Origin of the sequence: Sporomusa rhizae, assembly GCF_041428845.1 — a bacterium.
Lineage (GTDB): Bacteria > Bacillota > Negativicutes > Sporomusales > Sporomusaceae > Sporomusa > Sporomusa rhizae.
Map to the genome: position 1 here is coordinate 2032501 of NZ_CP156925.1, position 22394 is coordinate 2054894.

Genomic DNA, 22394 nt, shown 5'->3' on the forward strand with positions numbered 1-22394 from the left:
TTTGTAAATTGTTGACATAATATTACTCCTCATCTTTGTTTGGTCTTAAGGGGGCGGTTTGATCGTTTTTGTCATGATCACTGGAGTGGTTGGTCGTATTTTTTTTGTTGCCAAAAGTTACTTTTCTAGACGCAGCACCGTTATTAATACTTTGTTTGATAATGGTCATTATATTCACCTCCGGTATTAGTTTGTCCAAACTCGAAGTTAATCTGGCATTGACAAAATTGTCCATGGAAGAGTACAATAAACATGTAATTTCTTCTACCAGCATGCTGATAGCGTGCTTTTTTTCTTATGCCTAAGGGCAGGGGTTTAGCTGTCGTTGTGTTGGCTAAGCCTAAATTGTATTCCAGTAATGAAAAGGATAGGAAGTAAGCTATGATTACGGTACGAGAAAAGGTAAGGTTTGTTGAAACAGATATGATGGGAGTGGTTCACCACTCCAATTATTTTCGCTGGTTTGAAATGGCTAGGGTGGAGTATTTGCGCGAGATTGGTATTTTGCTCAACGACATGATGGACGACAATATAGTTTTTCCGATAACCGATGTTGATTGTAAGTATCGGGCATCAGCGAAGTTTGACGATTATATTCTTATTGAAGCTGTTTTGGCTGAGGTGTCAAAAGTAAAAATGGTCTTTACCTACAGGGTGCTCAGAGAACAAGATAATATGCTTTTGGCTACCGGGCGTACTCAGAACGCATTTACTGACAAACAAGGCAAGGTTATTCGTTTGCCGGATAAGTACTTTGAGAAATTGAATAACCCTTTTAAAACAATTTAGACTGCTTCGTAGATTCCTTGTCAACAGTAGCGGCTGCTGCATATTATATATGGCGCCAAGAAAGACTAACTAGATAGGAGGTGGCGTCATGGGAGACAATGCGCCAATCGGAATTTTTGATTCCGGACTGGGTGGGCTTACTGTCGTTAAAGAAGTTTTAAATTTATTACCTGGGGAAGATATTATATACTTTGGCGATACTGCTCGCATTCCTTATGGCTCGAGGCCGCCAGCTGAAATTTTACAGTTTATGAACGAAATTTTAACTTTCTTTTTAGCACAAAAAGTTAAGATGACAATAGTTGCATGTAATACGATGACAACTCTTGGTTTGGAACAGGCAAGAAAGGCAATGCCTTTTTTATCAATCGGAGTAAATAATGGTGCCAAGGCGGCACTTCAGGCCAGTCGTAATAACCATATTTCTGTCATTGCTACTGAAGCTACAATTAATAGTGGGAAGCATGAAAAAGCAATTAAAGCCGAGAACCCTGATGTGGTTGTTTTTCCTCAGGCTTGCCCCAAGTTTGTTCCGCTTATTGAGCAGGAAAAGTTGTCCGGGCCCGAGATTGAAGCGGCTGCCAGGGAATATCTGATACCACTAAAACAAGCCGGAGTGGATACTCTAATACTAGGATGTACACATTACCCCTTTATCAGTTCTGTAATTCAAGAGGTTATGGGGCCTGATGTAGTACTTATCGATCCGGCTAGAGAGACAGCAGCTGAGGCACGTACCGAATTGGCTCAGCACGACAAGCTGGCTACCCGCGCTCAAGGTAAAGTCCGGTTATGTTTTTCCGCTGATTTACCACGGGCTGAGAGGTTTACCGCTTGTGCTATCGAGTCCTCGCGGTCTCAGGAGTTTTTACCTACGTTTGAAATGGTTAAATTACAGGATTATTGTGTAAAAGTTTAATTTTAAGGGTTTCTTGCCGATACCCGGATACGGAGGCAGTAGTGTGGAATTTTTAACTGTTTTGATTATTCTTGTGCTAGTAGCAGTTGTTGGCATATGGTTGTTTATTGCCAATCAAGGGGATGCTCATTTTAAGTTTATTGTTGATCAACGTACTGAATTTAGTCTTAAAGAGAAGACACAGGATGCAGCAACGTTTACAACAACAATACCTTTTGTCAACGACGGTACCCAAGACGGTACTCTTATGGATGTATTTTCGCGCCACTTTTTGCCCTATGAGCAATTTGACGCAGTTGATACAGATACACGGTTGACGCTGGATAGCGTTAACCGTAACGACGGCTATTGGGAAGCGTATATTGTTCCTAAGACTACCGGGGGTTCTATAATCTTGACAGTGAAATTTACAGCAAAGGCGGGCGACATCAAAGCGGCGCTGGCCGATATGGTGGACATGCCAATAGACATTGTCTTTCAGGTAGTTGCCCGCAGTCCTTGGTATATTGATAAAGCACGGTTGGTTATGACAGCTGCCGAAATACAGAAGGCTCTTGCCGCCAGTGAGGCTGCAGCCAGATAGGGGGATATACATATGACAGAGCAGGCGTTGGAGCTGAAACCAGTACCTACCCGGATACTTACAAATAAAGATGATATTGTTGATATTATTGAAAAATATGCAAAAGACGACATTGGTCCCAATGATGTAGTTTCAGTGGCTGAAAGCGTTGTTGCTATTACTCAGGGGCGATTTGTCCGCCCGGAAGATATGAAACTGTCACTGATGGCGAGAGTGCTATGCCGGTTTGTGCCCCAAAAGGGCAGCTTATCTAGCTCATATGGCATGCAAAGCGCTATGGATGCGGAAGGCACTTGGCGGGTAGCTTGGGCTATGTTTTTAGGAATGTTGGCGAAATTAGTAGGAAAAAATGGCGTGTTTTATGAGTTAGCTGGTGAACAGGCAGCATTAATTGATGATGTTACCGGCACGATGCCGCCCTTTGATAAGTGTTTGGTATATGGACCGGCTGATCCTAACGGGGTGGCAGAAGCTATAAAGAAACGGCTGGGCTGTTACGGCGCCGCCGTGGCTGATGTTAATGACCTTAAACGGGCGGCTGTACTAGGAGTGACACAGGGGCTTAATCCTAAGGAATTAGCACGGATACTGATTGACAATCCTTTTGGTAATGCCAGTCAAAAAACCCCTATTGTTATTATAAAAAACTACGGAATAGCTGCACAAAAAGCTAGCGCACAATAAGAATTTTGCACAAGACAGAGGGTAGGGCACTATCCTCTGTCTTATATATCTAGGAGGCGAAAAGGTATGGCCCGCATCGGCATTACAACTACTGTGCCGGTCGAGATTATTCTGGCGGCAGGACATATTCCTGTCGATCTTAACAATATATTTATAACTAGTCCGGAAGCAGGGCGTATGGTGGAAACAGCCGAGGAAGCCGGATACCCCAGAAATATTTGTGGTTGGATAAAGGGCTTGTATTCTGTTGTGGTAAATAAGGAGCTTAATGACAGCTTTGGCGGGATCGATAAGGTTATAGCCGTTACTCAAGGCGATTGCAGTAATACGCATGCTCTAATGGAAACGTATGAATTGGCAGGAATTGAAACAATCCCGTTTGCGTATCCTTTTGACAAAGATTATGACTTGTTAAAACTACAAATGGAAAAGCTTATGTCAGTATTAGGGACTAATTGGGAAGCTGTAACAACTGTAAAACGGAAATTGGACAAGCTACGGCTTAAGGTGGCTGAAATTGACAGATTGACTTGGGAGGAAAACGTTGTCAGCGGTTTCCATAATCATTTGTACCAGGTAAGCTGCAGTGATTTTAACAGCGATGTACCGGCCTTTGAGAAAGATGTTGATCGTTTTTTGACCCAGGCTACCAATGCTTCCGAGTATGCTGACGACCTCAGATTGGGTTATATCGGTGTGCCGCCGATTTTTACGGATCTGTATCCTTATTTGGAAATGATGGGCGCTAGGATTGTGTACAACGAAGTGCAACGGCAGTTTGCCATGCCTTTTGCAACCGATGATATTATAGAACAATACCGCCAGTATACTTATCCTTATGGTGTATTTGGCCGGATTAAGGATATTCAAGCCGAGATTGAGCGGCGAAATTTGGATGGAATTATTCACTATGTACAGGGTTTTTGTTTCCGCCAGATTGAGGATATCATTTTGCGGCAGAAGCTCGATGTGCCTATTATAACGATTGAAGGCGATAAGCCGGGTAAGATCGATGCCAGAACCCGCCTTAGAATTGACAGTTTTCTTGAGATGCTTCGCTAGAGGGGATGAAAAATGCGCTGTGGAATAGATTTAGGCAGCCGTAGTGTTAAGTTAGTTATTATGGATGATGCTGCTAAGGAGCTTAAGGCGACGAATATATATGAGACTGCCAAGTTTTATCGGGATTACGGACAACGGACAGAAAAAGGTTTGGCAGTAAATTTTGAAGCTTTGGGGTTCTCTGAAGTCACAGCCCTGACAGCCACCGGCTACGGACGTAATACTATAAATATTGTTGGTGCAACAGTCATTCCTGAGCTTAAAGCACATATGCTTGGAGTAATACATCAAACAAGCCTGACTGATTTTACATTGCTTGATTTAGGTGGTCAGGACAGCAAAGTAATTAAGGTACGCAAAGGGCGGATGGTTGATTTTCAGACCAACGATAAATGTGCTGCAAGCACTGGCCGCTATCTGGAAAACATGGCTGCCGTATTAGATATTAGTCTTGATGAACTGGCTAATTACTGCGAAAATCCGGTTGAGCTCAGCGCGACCTGTGCAATTTTTGGAGAATCAGAGCTTATTGGCCGGATTGTTGAAGGGTATAGTACGGCGGAATTAGCTGCCGGTGTCAACTATACGATTTATAAGCGGATAAAACCGATGCTTAGTGCTTTGAAAAGCGATACAATAGTTTTCACCGGCGGAGTGGCTTTGGGGACAGCTATTAAGGAATTTATTACCCGGGAAATGGGTGTGGAAGTGATAGTGCCTAAATATCCCCAACTGAATGGGGCAATTGGCTGTGCTGTATGTAAGCAGTCGGCCTAGCTTGATTTGGAGGCGGAAAAGATGTTGCTGGGAATAGATGTTGGCGGGACATTTACGGATGCGGTGGTGGTTGCCAATGGGCAGGTGCTAAAAACGGCCAAAACCCCAACTACGCATCATGAACTGCTGAGTGGAATTGTTACAGCCATTGATAAGGTGCTTGTTGGCGTGGATGTAAAAGCAATCCGCCGGGTGGCATTGTCCACAACTATTGTGACAAATGCTTTGATTGAGGAAAAAACCGATAAAGTGGCGCTATTCCTTCTTGCAGGTCCCGGACTAAACGTGGCAGACCTGACGCCAGGAAAGCCATATTTTCTTACTGGCTATACTGACCATCGCGGCCGGGAAAAGGCAAGAACGGTGAAAGAAGAAATTGTTGCAATTTGCCGGGAGTTAAAGGAGTATACGGTTGCTGCCGTGGCTGGTAAATTTGCCGTTCGCAACCCGGCTCAGGAGCAAATAACAGCCGACTGTGTAAATGAGTATTTGCACCCTGAATATATAACGCTGGGGGCTCAGGTATCCGGTTCGCTGAATTACCCCAGGCGGATTAATTCGGCCTATTATAATTCTGCTGTATGGCGTACTTTTAGTAAGTTTGCCACTGCCATCGAGGCGGCGCTTGCCGAGCGGAGCATTGCTGCACCGGTATATGTATTAAAAGCTGATGGTGGGACTTTGCCATTGGCAGCAGCTAAGTTTGTGCCGGTAGAGGCAATTTTTACCGGGCCGGCGGCAAGTGTTCTCGGTATTATGGCCTTGGCCACTACGACAGAATCGGCAATATCTTTAGATATTGGCGGTACTACGACAGATATTGCTTTATGGGAAAACGGTGTGCCGTTGTTTGCCGTAGGCGGGGCAAGGGTAAATCAATACCCTACGGCAGTCAGATCTTTTTGGCTACGCTCGGTAGGTATTGGCGGTGACAGCTATGTACGACGCGAGAATGGAGAATTGGCTGTAGGCCCTATGCGCCTTGGTCCGGCGATGGCTAAGGGCGGCTCTGAACCAACAGTGACCGATGCTCTTAGGGTGGCCGGCTTAATTGAATATGGAGATTTGGCACTGGCGCAGCAAGCTATGGCACTAGTTGCCACAACAGATCAGACTCCGGAAGACGCTGCGTGGGAAACTTTGCATTTGGCCGTAAATACTATATGTCAATCGATAAAAGGTATGCTGGCTGAACAGGCGGCCAGACCGGTGTACAAAGTGGAAGATATTGTTCACGGTCAGACTTTTACCCCCGAACTGATTATTGGTGCTGGGGGCGCCGCTGGCGGGCTTGTGCCGCTGGTAGCCGAACGACTGGAACTGCCATGGCAGATACCGCCAGGACATATGGTAGCCAACGCCATCGGTGCCGCTTCGGCCAGACCAACAACAGAAATCACGCTTAGGGCCGATACGGCGCAGGGATTCTATACAGTTCCGGAATTAGGTATTAAACGGGAACTGAATAAACACCGGTTTACACTAGACGATGCATGGCAGGCTGCTGATACTCATCTTGCAGAACGTGCTGAGGCTGGGGGAATGCTTGAAGTTGCTGCACATAGTGAACACCTGTATGAGGAGCAGTTTAACGTAATACGCGGCTTTAATACAGTTGGTAAAATTATGACCTGTAGACTGCAGTTGAAACCGGGAGTTCTTATGCCGGTGCAGATGCGGAGGCTGGACAATGAGTGATAAATCATTAGGGTTGGTCTTTTTTCCGGCGTTTGACTGGGCAATAACACCTTCTCACCCAGAACGGGAAGAACGTTTACTATATACGCGAGATCAAATTGTCGAGGAAGGGCTTTTGGATTTACCGGCTATTAAGGAGTATCGGCCACAGCTTGCCAGCCTGACAGACGCTGAACGCGTGCATATCGGTGTTCCGGATCTTGCGTCACTGATTACCGATGCTCACTTGGCTTCGGCCGGCGGAGCTATTGCGGCGGCCGAAGCGGTTATGCGTAAAGAAGTAACAAATGCTTTTGCACTGGTGCGGCCGCCAGGGCATCATGCTATGCGGGTGGTGCATGGCACCAGAGGTTTTTGTACAATTAATATTGAAGCTGTTTTGATTGAATATCTGCGGCGCCATTATGGTATAAACCGAGTGGCTGTTGTTGATACCGATGTACATCACGGCGATGGAACCCAAGATATTTTTTATAATGATCCGGATACCTTGTTTATATCTTTTCACCAAGATGGCCGCACTCTATATCCGGGAACAGGAGCAATGGCTGAGTTAGGCAGTCCGGGGGCTTTATGCTCAACGGTGAATATTCCGCTGCCGCCGGGAACTACTGATATGGGGCTGCATTATGTATTGGACAATTTGGTGCTGCCAATACTTGCAGATTTTAAACCAGACATTATAATTAACTCTGCCGGGCAGGATAATCATTATAGCGATCCGCTCGCCAATATGGCAGTTACGGCACAAGGCTATGCGCGTTTAGCAGAAAAACTGCAAGCCGATATTGCAGTGCTTGAGGGTGGTTATTCCATTGAAGATGCCCTGCCTTATATTAATACTGGTATTATTCTGGCGATGGCCGGCCTAGATTATAGCCGGGTAGTTGAACCGGATATCGTTCGCTGTCCACGTCAATCAGATACAAATACCAAGTATGTTGATAAATTGGTTTCCGAATGGCAGGATATCTGGAAAAGACGTAATATACTCCGTAATGAAGCGATAGCCAAGTCGGGAGACTATTGGCAGCGCCGGCGGAATATTTACTATGACGATAGCGGCATTCAGGAAAGACAAATAGAGGCAGTACGGCTTTGTCCACATTGCCATGGCTATAATACCATTTCTACTCAGGCTGAGGGATATCCCTTTGGTTTAAAAACCGCCTTTGCCGCTGTTATCCCCCGCAATGCTTGCAGCGTCTGTCGTAATCAGGCGCAGGATGCGGTGTGTAAGGCGAAAAAAGAAGGTCAACATGAGTATTACTTTATTCAGGATAAGCAGAAAGATTTATTAGAACAAATATAAGCAACAGATCAAATTATTTAAGGAGGTCAATATGACCAGAGCAGATGGGCGTGCCGCCAACGAAATGAGAAAAGTAAAAATTACCCGTAATTATTTAAAATATGCTGAAGGGTCAGTGCTTGTTGAATTCGGGGATACCAAAGTTATTTGTGCCGCTACTATCGAAGAGAAAGTGCCGCCCTTTTTAAAAGGTTCAGGAGAAGGTTGGGTAAGCGCCGAGTATTCATTACTGCCCCGTTCCACCCAAAGCCGGAATGTCAGAGAAGCTGCCAGAGGAAAATTGACTGGGCGTACTCATGAGATTCAGCGACTAATTGGCCGGGCATTACGTAGTGTAATCGATCTAAAGGCACTTGGTGAAAAAACAATTTGGCTGGATTGTGACGTGGTGCAAGCTGATGGTGGAACCCGGACGGCTGCTATTACCGGTTCGTTTGTGGCACTTGTTGATGCCGTAAACAGTATGTGGGGTCAGAATTCGAAACCATTTCCGGTGAAGGACTTTTTGGCAGCTGTTAGTGTAGGGGTTCTACAGGACGGCGTTTATCTGGATCTGTGCTATAGTGAAGATTCGACAGCTATTGTAGATATGAATTTAGTTATGACAGGCAGTGGACAATTTGTTGAGGTGCAGGGAACCGGTGAAAAAGGAACCTTTGACCAAGATAAGCTTAATGAGATGCTGACAGTAGGTGGTCAGGGAATTAACATGCTTCTGGATATTCAGAAAGAGACTTTGGGAGCTTTATCGTGGAAAGTAGGCCGGGAGGGATAATTTGTGCGCAAGGATATAAAAGAAATTGTTGTCGCCACTAAAAATCTTGGCAAAGTAACAGAATTTAAAGCAGCCTTAAGCGGGCTGCCATATACAGTGATGTCGTTGACGGATTTAGGAATTTATCCCGAAGCTCCGGAAAACGGTGTGACTTTTGAGGAAAATGCCCGTTCTAAAGCAGAATTTTATGCGCGTCTTACCGGTAAGCTATGTCTGGCTGACGACTCTGGTTTGGAGGTTGATTACCTGAAGGGGGAACCTGGGGTTTACTCCGCCCGGTACGCCGGTGAACATGCCAGTGATGAAGATAGTAATAAGAAACTGCTTGATAATTTGACAGGTATACCGGCGGAGAAACGTACCGCCAGATTTCGGTGTGTGTTAGCGCTTGCTGACACGGAGAAAACGCTACTTACCGCTAATGGTACGGTCGAAGGTATTGTGCTGACTGAACCACGTGGTAATAATGGTTTTGGCTATGACCCCTTGTTCTTTGTACCGGAACTTGACAAAACTATGGCGGAAATGTTGCCTGTAGAAAAGAACGGCATTAGTCATCGGGGGCGGGCCATAAAGATGCTGGTCGAACAACTGGCACAGATGAACGAATGAAAATTGGCGTTATCAGTGACACACATGGCGATGTACAGTCACTCAAGCAAGTAGTTGCCGCTGCCGGTGAGGTGGATTATTGGCTTCATGCCGGAGATCATTGTAAGGACGGCTATTTACTGGGTGAACTTACGAATCTGCCGGTAACGGTAGTAGCCGGTAATTGTGACAGGACTTTGTCTGTGCTGCCTGATGAGTACGTTGAAATCGCCGGGAAAACCATTTGGGTAACCCATGGTCATCGTCATAATGTCAAGTACGGGGTGCAGGAACTAGTCTGGTGGGGAAAACAATATGGCGCTGATATAGTCGTTTTCGGTCATACCCATATGCCCTATAATGCTTGGCATGAGGGTTTGTTGTTGCTTAATCCGGGAAGTCCTCGATTGCCGCGAGGAGGATCGTTTCCAAGTTGTGGAATTATACATATACTAGAAGATGGTATTATCGAAGCTAATATAATAGAACTATAGACTCGCCTTCTGGCGAGTTTTCTTTTTGCACTTATGTGAATATGAACGCATATATTACTACGTCAGGGTAATATCCGATAAAGGGAGGTGAAATATATGAATATACCTGATGAGACTAATGTTTCTATTATAGGAGCAGGGGTTGGTATTCGCGCTCTGTCTACTATTATAGATGGAATTATTCTCGGGATTGTCGGGGTAGTAGCAGCGGCAGTGATAGGATCTAGCGGGTCATACTATCTTTTTTCGCTGATTTTTGGCTTTTGCTACTATACCTACTTTGAAAGTAGTAAAGGTGCTACACCGGGTAAAACCCTGTGTGGCCTTAAGGTTGTAAAGACTGATGGTACTCCCTGTGATTTTGAGGCGGCAGCACTGAGAACTATTTGCCGGATCATTGACGGTTTATTTGTTTATTTAGTGGCTGCTATTTTAGTTTGGATTTCCGTGCAGAACCAACGACTGGGGGATAAAATAGCTAAAACGCTGGTTATTAGAGTTAACTGATTATGTATAACCTATTTCGGCCTTTAGGCGGTGATAGGTTATTTTTTCGTCATGGAAAACCATGTAGAATTTTCTTGCTTTTTCGTAAATACTATGAGATAATAATTATAGAAAAGAAATTGGATTAATCCATTAATCCAATTACAGGGATGATAACTGTGATTGTACAAAAGCTTGGTGTCCCAATTTATTTGCAAGTGAAAAGCTACATTTTGGACAAAATAAAATCAGGCCAATTTAAAAAGGGCGACAAGCTACCTACGGAACGGCAACTTTCGGAAGAATTGGGAATTAGCCGCAATACTGTCAGTGCAGCGTATAAAGAATTGCTATTAGAAGGCATTCTTGAAGCGAGGCAGGGACGAGGTACTTTTGTTCGTGAGCAGAACGCCGATATAACGGCGGCTGGAGCAGATGTGGCAGGCAGTCGGCTTGAACGGGCTCTCAAGGTCATTGATGCAGCTATGGTACAAGTAGTTGAATTCGGTTTTACGGTTGAACAATTTGCGGCTATAGCGACCATCCGGGCTAAAGAGCGGGAAATGGCCACTCGCCAACTAAGAGTAGCTGTTGTTGACTGTACCTTGGAGTATGTTGAACACTTTACCGCTCAACTTGGCCAAATGGCACAAGTCCGGATTGAACCGGTTGTGTTGGCTGATTTATTAACCGGCGCTGTAAAAGCAGAATTTTTAGCCGCCTGCGATTTGGTGATCACAACCATTGAACACCAATCCGCTGTAGCAGAATTTATTGACAATAGCGCTAAACTAATATCAGTAGCCACCGCGCCGAATCTGGAAGCAGTTATAAAGTTGGCTCGTCTCCAAACTGGTACTGAAGTAGCTGTTGTTGCTAAGACCCAAGAGTTCGTGGATGCGTTAAGCCGGCTCCTAAACAAAATTGGCTGTAATGGAATTATCTTAAAGCCTTGTGTTGGGACAGACCGGGAAGCAATTCGAAAGTGCATTGCCAAGTACCAGGTAGTTGTTATTGCCGAAGCTATGCAAAATACTGTACGCCAAGTAGCAGTAGAAACGCAGGGTATCATTACCTTCTATTATGAAATCGACCAGGGCTCGCTCCAACAGGTTGTTAGCCGGTTGGTTGCAAAAACTGATAAAGCAAAGGAGTAGTGAAAATGACAAACAAGGTAAAGGTTATTTTAGGTGTAATTGGCGCTGACTGTCACGCAGTTGGTAACAAAATCCTTAACCATGCTCTTACCGCTGCCGGTTATGAAGTTGTTAACCTAGGCGTACTGGTTCCTCAAGAAGAATTCGTTAATGCGGCAATTGAAACTGACGCTAAAGCAATTTTGGTTGCTTCCCTCTACGGCCATGGAGAAATCGACTGCCGTGGTTTGAGAGATCGCTGCCGCGAAGCCGGTATTGAAGACATTCTGCTCTATGTTGGCGGCAACCTGGTTGTCGGTAAAACTGACTTTAAAGAAGTTGAGACGAAGTTCCTTGCAATGGGTTATGACAAAGTTTACGAGCCAGGCACTCTGCCTGACAAAGTACTTGCTGACCTTAAAGCGGACTTGAAATAAAAGGGGTCTTAGTTTTGAATAATGTATTGCTAATAGACTTCGGCAGTACTTATACCAAAATTACGGCAGTAGACGTTGAACAAGAAAAAGTATTAGGTACAGCCAGAGGTATTACTACTGTTGAAACCGACATAATGGACGGCCTCAATGAGGCGCTAGCTGCTCTGTTTGCCAAAACCGGCAAACTGGAGTTTACGAAGGTGCTTGGATGTTCAAGCGCTGCCGGCGGTTTAAAAATGGTAGCTCTCGGTTTAGTGCCCGAAATGACTGCTGAAGCTGCCAAACGGGCCGCTTTAGGTGCCGGCGCCAAAGTTCTTAAGGTATTTACTCATGAACTTAGCGAATACGAAGTGGAAGAGATTTCAGAATTAAAGCCTGATATCATTCTCCTCGCCGGCGGTACCGATGGCGGCAACCAAAAAGTTATATTGCATAATGCCAGGATGTTGGCCGAACTGGGTATGGACATACCTGTTGTGGTCGCAGGCAATAAATCAGTTACTCCTACAATTGTTAAAATTTTGTCCGAAAAGAATATTGAAGCTCGTCCAACGGAAAATGTTATGCCGAAATTGGACGAACTCAATATTGAGCCAGCCCGAGCTGCTATCCGCGACATTTTCCTGCGCCGGATTACGGAGGCTAAAGGGTTAAACCGGGCTAACAAGATGGTTGATCGCTTAGTAATGCCGACACCGGCAGCCGTTCTTCGTGCCGCAGAGCTGTTAAGCCAAGGCAGTGGCAAAGAACGGGGACTAGGTGACTTAATGGTTGTAGATATTGGTGGGGCAACTACGGATGTTTACTCTATCGCCAAAGGTGATCCTACTGTTGCCGGGGTAGTGCTCAAAGGTTTGCAAGAACCATTTGGTAAACGAACTGTAGAAGGCGACTTGGGTATGAGGTACAGTGCCGGAGCTTTACTAAAGGCAGCCGGAGCGGAATTGATTGCCGAGTATGCCGGAGTAACTCCCCAAGAGGCGGAAGCCTACGCGTTAAAAGTAGAAGCAGATATTGACCATCTGCCGCAGAATGATGTCGAAGCCGGGATTGAAATCGCAATGGGAAAAGCCTGTGTTTGCCTGGGTGCCGACCGCCATGCAGGAAATCTTACTCACTACTTTACGCCGATGGGCAGCACCTTTTTACAAACTGGTAAAGACCTAACTAAAGTAACTACTGTAATTGGCACAGGCGGAGTTATTGTCAACAATCCAAAGCCGGATGAGATCTTAAAAGGCATATTGTTTGATGAAAGCAATCCGCAGGTGTTGAAACCAAAGCAGAGCGACTTCCTAATTGATAAAGAATATATCATGTCTGCGATGGGGCTGCTCGGAGAAGAACATCCCGATGTAGCAGTGCGCATGATGAAAAACTACATCCGAAAAAAATAGATTATTAGAGGAGGCTTTTGCCACATGGAACTTAAGAATAAAAAGTGGACTCATGACGAGTTTAATGCCATCCGCAAGGAAGTTCTTACCCACTGGCCAACAGGCAGCGAAGTAAATTTTGAAGAAGCTGTAAAATACCATGAAAACATCCCTGCTAAGCGTCATTTCGCTAAGCGTCTTGTTAAAGCAAAAAATAATGGTGAAACCTTAACTCAGCCTCGTGCGGGTGTTGCCCTTATTGATGAGCACATCAATCTCTTAAACTTCCTTAAAAACGAAGGCGAAGCTGATTTGCTGCCAAGCACCATCGACAGCTATACTCGTCAAAATCAATACAAAGAAGCACAAAACGGTATTGAGGAAAGCCTCAAAGCTGGCCGTTCATTGTTAAACGGCTTCCCGGCGGTAAACCATGGTGTAAAAGGCGTACGCCGTGTAGTTGAAAGCGTTGACGCTCCTCTTCAAGTACGTCATGGCACCCCTGATGCTCGTTTACTTGGTGAAATCACGATTGCTGCTGGTTACACCTCCTACGAGGGCGGCGGTATTTCCTACAACATTCCTTATGCTAAAAGCGTTTCTCTTGAAAGAACCATCTATGACTGGCAATATTGCGACCGCATGATTGGTCTCTATGCCGAGCATGGCGTTGAGATCAACCGCGAACCGTTCGGACCGCTTACCGGTACTCTGGTTCCCCCCAGTGTTTCTCATGCAGTAGCAGTTATCGAAGGTATCCTGGCTGCTGAGCAAGGTGTAAAAAATATCACTTTAGGTTATGGCCAATGCGGTAACTTAGTACAAGATATCGCAGCTATCAAAGCGTTGGAACAACTTGCTGACGAATACATGGCTAAACACGGTTACAATGACACTGTATTAACAACTGTATTCCATCAATGGATGGGTGGCTTCCCGCAAGACGAAGCTAAAGCATTCGGCGTTATTTCCTGGGGCGCAGCTGCAGCAGCACTTGCTAAAGCTACTAAAGTTATTGTTAAGACTCCGCACGAAGCTCTTGGTATCCCGACTAAAGAAGCTAATGCCCAAGGTCTCCGCACAACCAAGCAAATGATCAACATGCTTAAAGACCAAAGCTTCCCGATGACTAAAGAACTTGAAATAGAAATCAACATGATTAAAGCAGAAACCCGTTGCATCCTTGACAAAGTATTTGAACTCGGTAACGGTGACTATGCTGTCGGTACTGTTCGTGCATTCGAAGCTGGCGTACTTGACGTACCATTTGCTCCTAGCAAATTCAGCTTGAACAAAATCCTGCCTGCACGTGACAACAATGGTGCTGTACGTCTGTTCGACGTCGGTAACCTGCCGTTCACTCCTGATATTGTTGCTTTCCATAAAGACAAAATGAACGAGCGTGCTAAAGCGGAAGGCCGCGAAGCTAGCTTCCAAATGGTAATTGACGATATCTATGCTATTTCCAAAGGTAATTTAGTAGGACGCCCGCGCTAATCACGCGGGTTTCCTCCATATAATTTAATGTAAAGGGGATATTTACAATGAAAATAGTTGACGTAGTTTGTTCAAAAGGTCGTACTGGTTTTTACTTTGACGATCAGCGGGCTATTAAAGCAGGCGCTGGCCATGACGGTTTTACTTATATCGGAACACCTGTAACTGAAGGTTTCAGTGCTGTTCGCCAAGCTGGCGAAGCAGTATCTGTTATGATCATCCTTGAAGACGGTCAAATCGCTTATGGCGATTGCGCTGCTGTTCAATATAGCGGTGCTGGCGGACGTGACCCCTTATTCTTAGCCGATGACTTCATTCCTGTTATCGAAAAAATGATTAAGCCTCGCCTTGTTGGCCGCGAGCTGAATTCCTTCAAGCAAATTGCTGAAGAAATCGACAGCTTAAATGATCAAAACGGCAAACGCATCCATACTGCACTTCGTTATGGTGTAACGCAAGCAATCCTTGACGCTGTAGCTAAAGCTAAAAAACAACTCATGTGCGAAGTTATTGCCGACGAATACAATACCCAAGTTAGCGACAAAGAAATTGCTATCTTCACTCAATCTGGCGACGACCGTTACAACAACGTTGACAAAATGATCATTAAGCATGCGGAAGTACTTCCTCATGGTCTGATTAACAATGTTAAAGAAAAATTGGGCGAAAACGGCGAACTGCTTATCGAATATGTTGGCTGGTTAAGAGACCGTGTAGCTAAACTGAAAACTACTGCTGACTATGCTCCTGTACTTCACATTGACGTATATGGCACAATCGGCCTTGCTTTCAAAAATGACGTTGCCAAAATCGTAGAATACTTAGGCAAACTTGAAAAAGCTGCAGCACCTCTCAAACTTCGCATCGAAGGTCCTGTTGACGTAGAAGAACGTGAAAAGCAAATCGAAGTACTTGCTCAAATCACTTCCCGTCTCCATGAAGCAAAAATTAATGTAGAAATCGTTGCTGACGAATGGTGCAATACTTTTGAAGACATTAAAGACTTCGCTGACAAAGGCGCTGGCGATATGCTTCAAATCAAAACTCCTGACCTTGGCGGTATCAATAATATTATTGAATCCGTACTATATTGCAAGAAAAAAGGCGTTGGCGCTTATCAAGGCGGTACTTGCAACGAAACTAACCGTTCAGCAGAAGTATGCGTTCACGTGGCTATGGCTACCCAACCTGTTCAAATGCTGGCTAAACCTGGCATGGGTGTAGACGAAGGCTACATGATTGTATATAATGAAATGCAACGGATTCTCGCAGTTCGCAAAGCGAGAAAGTAAAAGTTAAAATTGGGGGTACCCGTGCATGAAATCCACCGTAACGCTTGGGCTTGGTGACCAACTCATGTATTCGAGTTATTTTGCGCCTCGCGGCCGCAACCGTATGTATACAGTGGGGCAGCAGCTTAGCGAACGCTATTTGTCGCCCCTTGATAGACTTATCGGAATTATTGGCGATGCAGGTGCAGGTAAATCATCTCTGGTTAAAGGCATGTTTCCCGGATTAGAGCTGACGAATGATGACGACGGGGTCAACATCAGACCGTTGCCACTTTTGAAGAACATCGATAGAGGCTTTTTTTCCAGCCATACCTATCATGTGGATATCCGGTTTGAATTAGCGTTTACCCAGATGCATGTGCTGGCTGAAGCAGTCCAGCAAGCGCTGGCTCATGATAAGCGGGTTATCGTCGAACACTTTGATCTTTTGTATCCATTACTCAAAACCAATGCCGATGTTCTCATCGGCGTTGGTGGCGAGGTTATTGTAGTTAGGCCGACAGTTTTTGGCCCTGTGCCGCAGGAAATACGAGATGTTGTTGTTCAGACCTTGCAATTCCGTAAAATGGCACATACAGCAGAAGACCTTACTAACCAAATTTTAGTTAACGACTATGATGCGATACTGGAATTTAGACATCGCGATGTGCATCATGGCTTTGTACTGGAATATCCATTAGAACTTGCAGCTGATCTAAAAGAAGTGGAAGCTAAGGTAAAAAAGCTGATTAATGAAGGAATTAATATTAGCTATTGTGATGAAGGTCACATCAAAATTGGCGATTTGACTTGGTCTTGTTCAGGGCCGAGAACACATGTCCGCAATACTGAAGAAATTGAGAATTTCAGGCTCTTGCCGGAATACAAATATGACCCCAAAACCCGTACGTATCTTATTATCGGTCTTGTTGGCCCAATGTCTGATACGCTTGATGGCTTTACGCTTTTAAACACCATCAAAAGATAGAGGCTTTTTAGGAGGTTAGTATGAACGAACTTAAACCGGCGCATGCCGGCACTCTTGAATCTAACGACATTATGATAACGGTAGCTCCCGGCGCTAAAGGCAGCGGAATTGAAATCGAGCTGGAAAGCATTGTGTTGGCTCAATATGGCCAAGCAATAAAACAGGTAATTACCTCTACCTTAGCCGAGCAAAACGTTATTGATATATACATTAAAGCGGTTGACAGGGGAGCACTTGATTGCACAATTCAGGCTCGTACCCTGACGGCTCTGGCTCGGGCCGGTGTTATTCTCCAGAAGGAGCTGATATAATGGACTTGCGCCGGACTATGTTATTTATGCCTGGCAATAATCCGGGCATGCTGCAAAACGGCGGAGTATTTGGTGCCGATGCAATTATTCTTGACCTCGAAGACGCTGTAGCACCTTTAGAAAAAGATGCAGCGCGTCTATTAGTTTCTAAAGCTTTAAAAACAGTGGACTATGCCAACAGCGAAAAAGTTGTGCGCATTAACCCGCTTGATACTTTTGGCCGTCAAGATATTCCTGCTATCGTACCGTGCCGTCCTGACGCCATATTGGTTCCCAAAGTGGAAAAAGCAGAAGATATTCACGAAGTAGTTCGTATGGTAGCTGCTGCCGAACAACCGGGTCAAACACCGGTTAAGTTGATTGCGCTTTTGGAAACTCCTAGTGGCATTGCTGAATCCTATCAAATTGCTAAAGCGGATGAAAGAGTAGTAGCTTTGGCTTTTGGTGCTGAAGACTATACTGCTTCTTTGGGGGCAAAACGTACCAAAGAAGGAACTGAAATTTTCAGCGCACGGACAACTGTAGTAAACAGCGCCGCTGCTGCCGGTATTCAGTCGATTGACACTCCCTTTACTGATGTAAACGATCGGGAAGGTTTGATTGCTGACACTGATTTGGCAAAACGGCTTGGCTTCAAAGGAAAACTAGCTATTAACCCGCGGCAGGTTGATGACATACATAGCGTATTTAATCCTACCGAACGTGACATTGATTGGGCACAGCGGGTGCTGAGAGCTATTCGCAAAGCCGAAGCCGAAGGTTCCGGCGTGGCTTCGCTTGACGGCAAGATGGTTGATGCACCAATTGTTGCAAGAGCTGAGCGCATACTGTTCCTGGCCCGTTTGTTGGGCTTGGCAGAGGAGGCTTAATATGAATCAGATAAAAAATGCCATCGGACGTAGTCTGCCCGAATATGTTGAAGGCTATGGCAAGGTAAAACCGTTTGCCGGTGCTTTTGCTACTGAACCCGACATGACGCGCCAAGCGCCGAAAGTTAAACGTATTTTACCTGGTGAGCAAAAGCTTGTTGAAGACTTAGAAACAGTATTTAAACGTATTCCCGTTACTAATGGTATGACATTGTCTTTCCATCATCATCTCCGTAATGGCGATGGTGTTGTTAATATGGTACTGGAAGTTGCCGCTAAATTAGGCATTAAAGATTTAACACTGGCAATGAGCTCAGTTTTTCCAGTGCATGCGCCGATTATTGAACACGTGAAGTCTGGTGTTGTTACAAGACTGGACACCAACTATATGTCAGGTCCGGTAGCACAGGCAGTATCGCGCGGTCTGTTCCCGCATCCTGTTGTTCTTAGAACACATGGCGGCCGGGGCAGAGCCATTGAATGCGGCCAGTTAAAAATTGATGTTGCCTTTATTGCAGCTCCTACGGCTGATGATTATGGAGACTTAAACGGCGTACAGGGTCAGGCGGCTTGCGGCTCGCTGGGATATGCATTCCCGGATGCACAATACGCAGACAATGTAGTTGCCATTACCGATAACTTGGTTCCTTATCCGCTTTCTCCGATCTCTATTCCACAAACAAGAGTAGACTATGTTGTTAAAGTAGATTGCATTGGCGATCCTAAAGGCATAGTGTCCGGTACAACTAAAATAACCCGCGATCCTGTAGGTCTGAGAATTGCTGAAACTACAGCTAAAGTAATTAAAGCTGCCGACCTTATAAAAGACGGTTTCTCCTTCCAGACTGGTGCTGGCGGCGCCTCGTTAGCGGCCGCTTACTATGTCCGTCAAATGATGGAAGAATCCGGCGTTACTGGTAGTTTTGCTTTAGGCGGCATAACCGGCTATATGGTAGAAATGCTGGAAAAAGGATTATTTAGAAATCTTATTGATGTACAGGGCTTTGACTTGGATGCAGTTCGCTCTTTAGCCAATAACCCTAACCATCTTGAGTGTGGTGCTGACTTCTACGCCAGCCCGTTCAACATGGGCGCCGCTGTTAACAAACTCGATGCAGTGGTTTTGGGCGCTACCGAGATAGATACCAATTTCAATGTTAACGTGGTAACCGGTTCCGACGGTGTAATCATGGGCGGCTCCGGCGGTCATAGTGATGCTGCTGCCGGCGCCAAAATTACAATTGTTGTTGCCAATCTATTGCGCGGACGCTTACCCATCATCATGGATAAAGTATTGACCGCGACCACCCCTGGTGAAACTGTTGACGTGTTAGTTACGGAACGTGGTGTAGCTGTAAACCCACGCCGCACAGATCTTCAGGAGCAATTCAAAGCTGCAGGACTGCCGCTTAAGAGTGCTGAAGAGTTAAAGCAACTGGCAGAGCAAATTGCCGGTGTTCCCGAAAGCATCAAAACACTTGATAAAGTAGTTGCTATTGTGGAATATCGTGACGGCACAGTAATTGACGTTGTTAGACAGGTTGGATAATTAATAATGATATGAGATTGCTCATTGGTTCGCGGTATTAGAACATAACTGTTTGTTCTAAACTGCGAATTGTGTGGCAATCTCATTACTTTATCCTGTGACTAACCTTTATAAAACCTGGTGTGGTGCAGAGGGGGAACTTGGTATGTGGGCTAATTACGAAATAAGAGAAATAAACCTGGATAATAGCAGAGAAGTAGAAGCAGTCCGCACTTTCCTGGCAGACTTTGAACTGAGTTTTGACGGAGTTGTCGATTATACGGTAGCTTTTTATCAAAATGACCAAATCATTGCAACAGGTTCTTTAGCGGGTGAGATTCTAAGAAACATAGCTGTTTCTCCCAAACTTCAAGGCGAAGGCTTAACAGCCAATGTTGTTAGTCATCTCATTCAGCAGGCCGGACAGCGTGGTATTTATCACTATTTCATTTTTACCAAACCGTCTGCCGCTGCGATGTTTTTGGCACTCGGCTTTAAAGAAATAGCGAGAGCTGAGCCTCATGTTGTATTGCTGGAATCAGGAATGGGTTCCATTGAAAGTTATTGCCGGGAAATAGCTAAAAAAGCTGAGGTATTGCCGGCTGGACCGCGGGCGGCGCTTGTTGTCAACTGCAATCCTTTCACCCTGGGGCATAAGGCGGTAATTACCCGTGCTGCAGAAGAAAACCAAGCAGTTATAGTTTTTGTTGTTAGTGAAGATAAATCGCTGTTCCCGTTTTCTGTCCGTCTGCGTTTAGTAGAAGAAGGACTTGCCGATCTAAAAAATGTTTTGGTTGTACCTGCTGGTAAGTATCTTGTTTCTTCCGCTACATTTCCTGGCTATTTTACTAAAGGGGCAGCCACTGTTGCTGCGCAAACCCGGCTTGATGCCACCGTTTTTGCCCGCCATATTGCACCAGCCTTGAATATTACCAAACGTTATGTAGGCGATGAGCCGTACTGTGCTACAACCAACTGCTATAACGAGGCTTTGGCCGAGATTCTGCCTGAGTTCGGTATAAGTTTAGCTGTTATGCCGCGGATTACCAGTAGCGGACAAGCTATTAGCGCGTCAAGAGTCAGAGAACTTATCCGACAGGAGCAGTGGGATAGTCTTAAAGAATTGGTTCCTGAGACAACCTACCAGTACATAATCTCACCTGAGGCCAAGCCCATTATAGATAAAATTAAATCAAGCTTCTCCAGGCATTAGGTCGACAGCAGCAAGTTTCTGCAAAAAAAATGTATTTTTCCCGAACGAGAGAATATTGTATACAAAATACAGAGTACATGTTATAATTATTTTGATAATTCAGTTCAAAATGATTGTTTCAGTGTGTGCAATTGTTATTGAACAATAAAATCTTTCGTTGGGGAGGCTTACTAATGCGTATTGAACATGATTTTCTTGGAGAAATTGAATTACCTAGTGAAGTATATTATGGTGTACAAACCAAACGGGCGGTAGAAAACTTCCCGATTACCGGACACAAACTGGATAAAGAATTTATTGTTGCTTTAGCTATTGTAAAAAAAGCGGCAGCCAAGGCTAATATGACAACAGGCCGGATGCCGACTAATATCGGGGCCGCTATTGTTCAAGCCTGCGCCGAAATTATTTCTGGTAAATGGCATGATCAGTTTGTTGTTGATGCCATCCAGGGTGGTGCCGGAACATCCATGAATATGAACGCCAATGAGGTAATTGCCAATCGCGCCCTGGAAATCTTGGGCCACAATAAAGGCGAATACAACATAGTTTCTCCGAACAACCATGTAAATATGGCTCAGTCAACCAATGATGTCATTCCTACATCTATTCGTATTGCCACTATAAAAAAAGCCAATCGTTTAATTCAGGAATTGACAATGCTGTCTGACAGTTTAACCCGCAAATCCGAAGAATTCAGTGATATTCTTAAAATGGGCCGCACTCACTTGCAGGATGCTGTGCCTATTACCTTAGGGCAAGAATTTGCGGCATACTCGGCAGGGGTTAAGCGGGCAGCTAAACGTGTACAACGCGCTATGCAGAACTTGTCAGCCATCAATATGGGGGCTACAGCTGTTGGTACTGGCCTAAATGCCGAACCAGAGTATATTGAGGAAGTGGTTCGTCAAATCAGCTGGTTGACAGATGAGACCTTTATCTCAGCTACTAACCTTGTTGACGCAACCCAAAACACCGATGAATTAGCCGAGTTTTCCAGTGCGCTGAAAGTTAGTGCTCTGAGTCTGTCCAAGATGGCAAATGATTTAAGACTAATGGCTTCCGGCCCGAAATGTGGTTTCAACGAGATCATTTTACCGGCAATGCAGCCAGGTTCTTCCATTATGCCAGGCAAGGTTAACCCTGTAATTCCTGAAATGGTTAACCAAGTTGCCTTCCAAGTTATTGGTAACGACCAAGCTATCAGCTTAGCAGTAGAAGCCGGTCAATTTGAACTCAATGTTATGGAACCGGTTATAGCATATAATCTGTTTAATTCGCTTACTATATTAACGAATGCCGTGAATATACTTAACCACCGCTGCGTTATGAATATTGGCGCAAACGATATCCGTTGCCAGCAGCTGGTAAATGACAGCATTGGAATTGTTACAGCTCTTCTGCCGCATATTGGCTATGAGGAAGCCTCTCTTATTGCGAAAGAGGCTATAAATACCTCACGCCCGGTAAAAGAAATTGTTAAAGCCAAAGGCCTTATTCCTGCCGAGCAGTTGGAAGTTATCCTTTCACCAGGTGAAATGACCAAGCCAGGAATTGCTGGAAAAAAGTACTTAAATAATGATAAACTAGATATAGCTTAA

General features: G+C 45.0%; 25 protein-coding genes (1 of these 25 running past the window's edge). 23 read left to right on the forward strand and 2 right to left on the reverse strand.

Annotation, left to right across the window (positions count from 1 at the left end):
* Both SRRS_RS09210 and SRRS_RS09215 read right to left on the reverse strand, forming a co-directional pair.
* Nucleotides 1–18 carry the start of a hypothetical protein gene (locus tag SRRS_RS09210; protein WP_371368165.1) on the reverse strand. Its footprint begins 216 nt before the window's first position, so 18 of the gene's 234 nt are visible here — the first part of the coding sequence; its start codon is at nucleotides 16–18; the stop codon falls past the left edge of the window.
* A gap of 4 nt (nucleotides 19–22) precedes the next feature.
* Nucleotides 23–169 (reverse strand): hypothetical protein, encoded by a 147-nt coding sequence (locus SRRS_RS09215; RefSeq protein WP_371368167.1) that lies wholly within the window; start codon nucleotides 167–169, stop codon nucleotides 23–25.
* 212 nt (nucleotides 170–381) lie between these two features.
* On the opposite strand from SRRS_RS09215, the gene SRRS_RS09220 reads away from it, so the two are divergent.
* From SRRS_RS09220 to SRRS_RS09330, 23 genes are all read left to right on the forward strand, one after another.
* Nucleotides 382–789, forward strand: coding sequence for an acyl-CoA thioesterase (locus SRRS_RS09220; RefSeq protein WP_371368169.1), 408 nt, complete (start codon nucleotides 382–384; stop codon nucleotides 787–789).
* 88 nt (nucleotides 790–877) lie between these two features.
* Nucleotides 878–1708, forward strand: coding sequence for a glutamate racemase (gene murI / locus SRRS_RS09225; protein ID WP_371368171.1), 831 nt, complete (start codon nucleotides 878–880; stop codon nucleotides 1706–1708).
* Between the two features lie 43 nt (nucleotides 1709–1751).
* The gene (locus SRRS_RS09230; RefSeq protein ID WP_371368173.1) at nucleotides 1752–2291 is read left to right on the forward strand and encodes a hypothetical protein; all 540 of its coding nucleotides are present in this window, start codon (nucleotides 1752–1754) and stop codon (nucleotides 2289–2291) included.
* Nucleotides 2292–2303: 12 nt separating this feature from the next.
* Nucleotides 2304–2975, forward strand: a complete 672-nt coding sequence (locus SRRS_RS09235) for a coenzyme F420-0:L-glutamate ligase (RefSeq protein WP_371368175.1) — start codon at nucleotides 2304–2306, stop codon at nucleotides 2973–2975.
* A gap of 66 nt (nucleotides 2976–3041) precedes the next feature.
* Entirely contained in the window at nucleotides 3042–4037 is a 996-nt protein-coding gene (locus SRRS_RS09240; protein ID WP_371368177.1) for a 2-hydroxyacyl-CoA dehydratase family protein, read from the forward strand.
* A gap of 12 nt (nucleotides 4038–4049) precedes the next feature.
* The gene (locus SRRS_RS09245) at nucleotides 4050–4814 is read left to right on the forward strand and encodes an acyl-CoA dehydratase activase (RefSeq protein WP_371368178.1); all 765 of its coding nucleotides are present in this window, start codon (nucleotides 4050–4052) and stop codon (nucleotides 4812–4814) included.
* A 21-nt stretch (nucleotides 4815–4835) separates the two neighbouring features.
* Entirely contained in the window at nucleotides 4836–6512 is a 1677-nt protein-coding gene (locus tag SRRS_RS09250; RefSeq protein ID WP_371368180.1) for a hydantoinase/oxoprolinase family protein, read from the forward strand.
* Nucleotides 6505–7824 (forward strand): histone deacetylase, encoded by a 1320-nt coding sequence (locus SRRS_RS09255; RefSeq protein ID WP_371368182.1) that lies wholly within the window; start codon nucleotides 6505–6507, stop codon nucleotides 7822–7824. Before SRRS_RS09250 ends, SRRS_RS09255 begins: the two co-directional genes overlap by 8 nt.
* 31 nt (nucleotides 7825–7855) lie before the next feature.
* Entirely contained in the window at nucleotides 7856–8599 is a 744-nt protein-coding gene (gene rph, locus SRRS_RS09260) for a ribonuclease PH (RefSeq protein WP_371368184.1), read from the forward strand.
* A gap of 15 nt (nucleotides 8600–8614) precedes the next feature.
* Nucleotides 8615–9211, forward strand: coding sequence for an XTP/dITP diphosphatase (locus SRRS_RS09265; RefSeq protein WP_371369777.1), 597 nt, complete (start codon nucleotides 8615–8617; stop codon nucleotides 9209–9211).
* A complete protein-coding gene (locus SRRS_RS09270; RefSeq protein WP_371368186.1) occupies nucleotides 9208–9684 on the forward strand; it encodes a metallophosphoesterase in 477 nt (158 codons plus the stop codon). Before SRRS_RS09265 ends, SRRS_RS09270 begins: the two co-directional genes overlap by 4 nt.
* A gap of 96 nt (nucleotides 9685–9780) precedes the next feature.
* The gene (locus tag SRRS_RS09275) at nucleotides 9781–10191 is read left to right on the forward strand and encodes an RDD family protein (RefSeq protein WP_371368188.1); all 411 of its coding nucleotides are present in this window, start codon (nucleotides 9781–9783) and stop codon (nucleotides 10189–10191) included.
* A 158-nt stretch (nucleotides 10192–10349) separates the two neighbouring features.
* Nucleotides 10350–11327: a GntR family transcriptional regulator gene (locus tag SRRS_RS09280; RefSeq protein ID WP_371368189.1), complete on the forward strand. Its 978-nt coding sequence runs from the start codon at nucleotides 10350–10352 to the stop codon at nucleotides 11325–11327.
* Nucleotides 11328–11332: 5 nt separating this feature from the next.
* Entirely contained in the window at nucleotides 11333–11743 is a 411-nt protein-coding gene (glmS, locus tag SRRS_RS09285; RefSeq protein ID WP_371368191.1) for a methylaspartate mutase subunit S, read from the forward strand.
* A gap of 14 nt (nucleotides 11744–11757) precedes the next feature.
* The gene (gene glmL / locus SRRS_RS09290) at nucleotides 11758–13140 is read left to right on the forward strand and encodes a methylaspartate mutase accessory protein GlmL (protein WP_371368193.1); all 1383 of its coding nucleotides are present in this window, start codon (nucleotides 11758–11760) and stop codon (nucleotides 13138–13140) included.
* Between the two features lie 24 nt (nucleotides 13141–13164).
* On the forward strand, nucleotides 13165–14616 hold the full coding sequence (locus SRRS_RS09295; protein WP_371368195.1) for a methylaspartate mutase subunit E: 1452 nt from the start codon (nucleotides 13165–13167) through the stop codon (nucleotides 14614–14616).
* A gap of 47 nt (nucleotides 14617–14663) precedes the next feature.
* Entirely contained in the window at nucleotides 14664–15908 is a 1245-nt protein-coding gene (locus tag SRRS_RS09300; RefSeq protein WP_371368197.1) for a methylaspartate ammonia-lyase, read from the forward strand.
* Nucleotides 15909–15933: 25 nt separating this feature from the next.
* Nucleotides 15934–16875, forward strand: a complete 942-nt coding sequence (locus tag SRRS_RS09305) for an alanine-tRNA synthetase second additional domain-containing protein (protein ID WP_371368199.1) — start codon at nucleotides 15934–15936, stop codon at nucleotides 16873–16875.
* A gap of 20 nt (nucleotides 16876–16895) precedes the next feature.
* Entirely contained in the window at nucleotides 16896–17186 is a 291-nt protein-coding gene (gene citD / locus SRRS_RS09310; protein ID WP_371368200.1) for a citrate lyase acyl carrier protein, read from the forward strand.
* Nucleotides 17186–18055: a CoA ester lyase gene (locus tag SRRS_RS09315; protein WP_371368202.1), complete on the forward strand. Its 870-nt coding sequence runs from the start codon at nucleotides 17186–17188 to the stop codon at nucleotides 18053–18055. The genes citD and SRRS_RS09315 overlap by 1 nt, the downstream gene beginning before the upstream one ends.
* Nucleotides 18056–18065: 10 nt before the next feature.
* Nucleotides 18066–19604 carry a citrate lyase subunit alpha gene (gene citF, locus SRRS_RS09320; protein WP_371369779.1) on the forward strand — a complete coding sequence of 513 codons (1539 nt, stop codon included), beginning with the start codon at nucleotides 18066–18068 and terminating at the stop codon, nucleotides 19602–19604.
* 145 nt (nucleotides 19605–19749) lie between these two features.
* Entirely contained in the window at nucleotides 19750–20796 is a 1047-nt protein-coding gene (gene citC, locus SRRS_RS09325; protein ID WP_371368203.1) for a [citrate (pro-3S)-lyase] ligase, read from the forward strand.
* Nucleotides 20797–20969: 173 nt separating this feature from the next.
* A complete protein-coding gene (locus tag SRRS_RS09330) occupies nucleotides 20970–22394 on the forward strand; it encodes an aspartate ammonia-lyase (RefSeq protein ID WP_371368205.1) in 1425 nt (474 codons plus the stop codon).

Coding starts and splice junctions, on each gene's coding strand:
- SRRS_RS09215 (WP_371368167.1), bottom strand. CDS start 169: ATGACCATTATCAAACAAAGTATTAATAACGGTGCTGCGTCTAGAAAA.
- SRRS_RS09220 (WP_371368169.1), top strand. CDS start 382: ATGATTACGGTACGAGAAAAGGTAAGGTTTGTTGAAACAGATATGATG.
- murI (WP_371368171.1), top strand. CDS start 878: ATGGGAGACAATGCGCCAATCGGAATTTTTGATTCCGGACTGGGTGGG.
- SRRS_RS09235 (WP_371368175.1), top strand. CDS start 2,304: ATGACAGAGCAGGCGTTGGAGCTGAAACCAGTACCTACCCGGATACTT.
- SRRS_RS09240 (WP_371368177.1), top strand. CDS start 3,042: ATGGCCCGCATCGGCATTACAACTACTGTGCCGGTCGAGATTATTCTG.
- SRRS_RS09245 (WP_371368178.1), top strand. CDS start 4,050: ATGCGCTGTGGAATAGATTTAGGCAGCCGTAGTGTTAAGTTAGTTATT.
- SRRS_RS09250 (WP_371368180.1), top strand. CDS start 4,836: ATGTTGCTGGGAATAGATGTTGGCGGGACATTTACGGATGCGGTGGTG.
- SRRS_RS09255 (WP_371368182.1), top strand. CDS start 6,505: ATGAGTGATAAATCATTAGGGTTGGTCTTTTTTCCGGCGTTTGACTGG.
- rph (WP_371368184.1), top strand. CDS start 7,856: ATGACCAGAGCAGATGGGCGTGCCGCCAACGAAATGAGAAAAGTAAAA.
- SRRS_RS09270 (WP_371368186.1), top strand. CDS start 9,208: ATGAAAATTGGCGTTATCAGTGACACACATGGCGATGTACAGTCACTC.
- SRRS_RS09275 (WP_371368188.1), top strand. CDS start 9,781: ATGAATATACCTGATGAGACTAATGTTTCTATTATAGGAGCAGGGGTT.
- glmS (WP_371368191.1), top strand. CDS start 11,333: ATGACAAACAAGGTAAAGGTTATTTTAGGTGTAATTGGCGCTGACTGT.
- SRRS_RS09295 (WP_371368195.1), top strand. CDS start 13,165: ATGGAACTTAAGAATAAAAAGTGGACTCATGACGAGTTTAATGCCATC.
- SRRS_RS09300 (WP_371368197.1), top strand. CDS start 14,664: ATGAAAATAGTTGACGTAGTTTGTTCAAAAGGTCGTACTGGTTTTTAC.
- SRRS_RS09305 (WP_371368199.1), top strand. CDS start 15,934: ATGAAATCCACCGTAACGCTTGGGCTTGGTGACCAACTCATGTATTCG.
- citD (WP_371368200.1), top strand. CDS start 16,896: ATGAACGAACTTAAACCGGCGCATGCCGGCACTCTTGAATCTAACGAC.
- SRRS_RS09315 (WP_371368202.1), top strand. CDS start 17,186: ATGGACTTGCGCCGGACTATGTTATTTATGCCTGGCAATAATCCGGGC.
- citC (WP_371368203.1), top strand. CDS start 19,750: ATGTGGGCTAATTACGAAATAAGAGAAATAAACCTGGATAATAGCAGA.
- SRRS_RS09330 (WP_371368205.1), top strand. CDS start 20,970: ATGCGTATTGAACATGATTTTCTTGGAGAAATTGAATTACCTAGTGAA.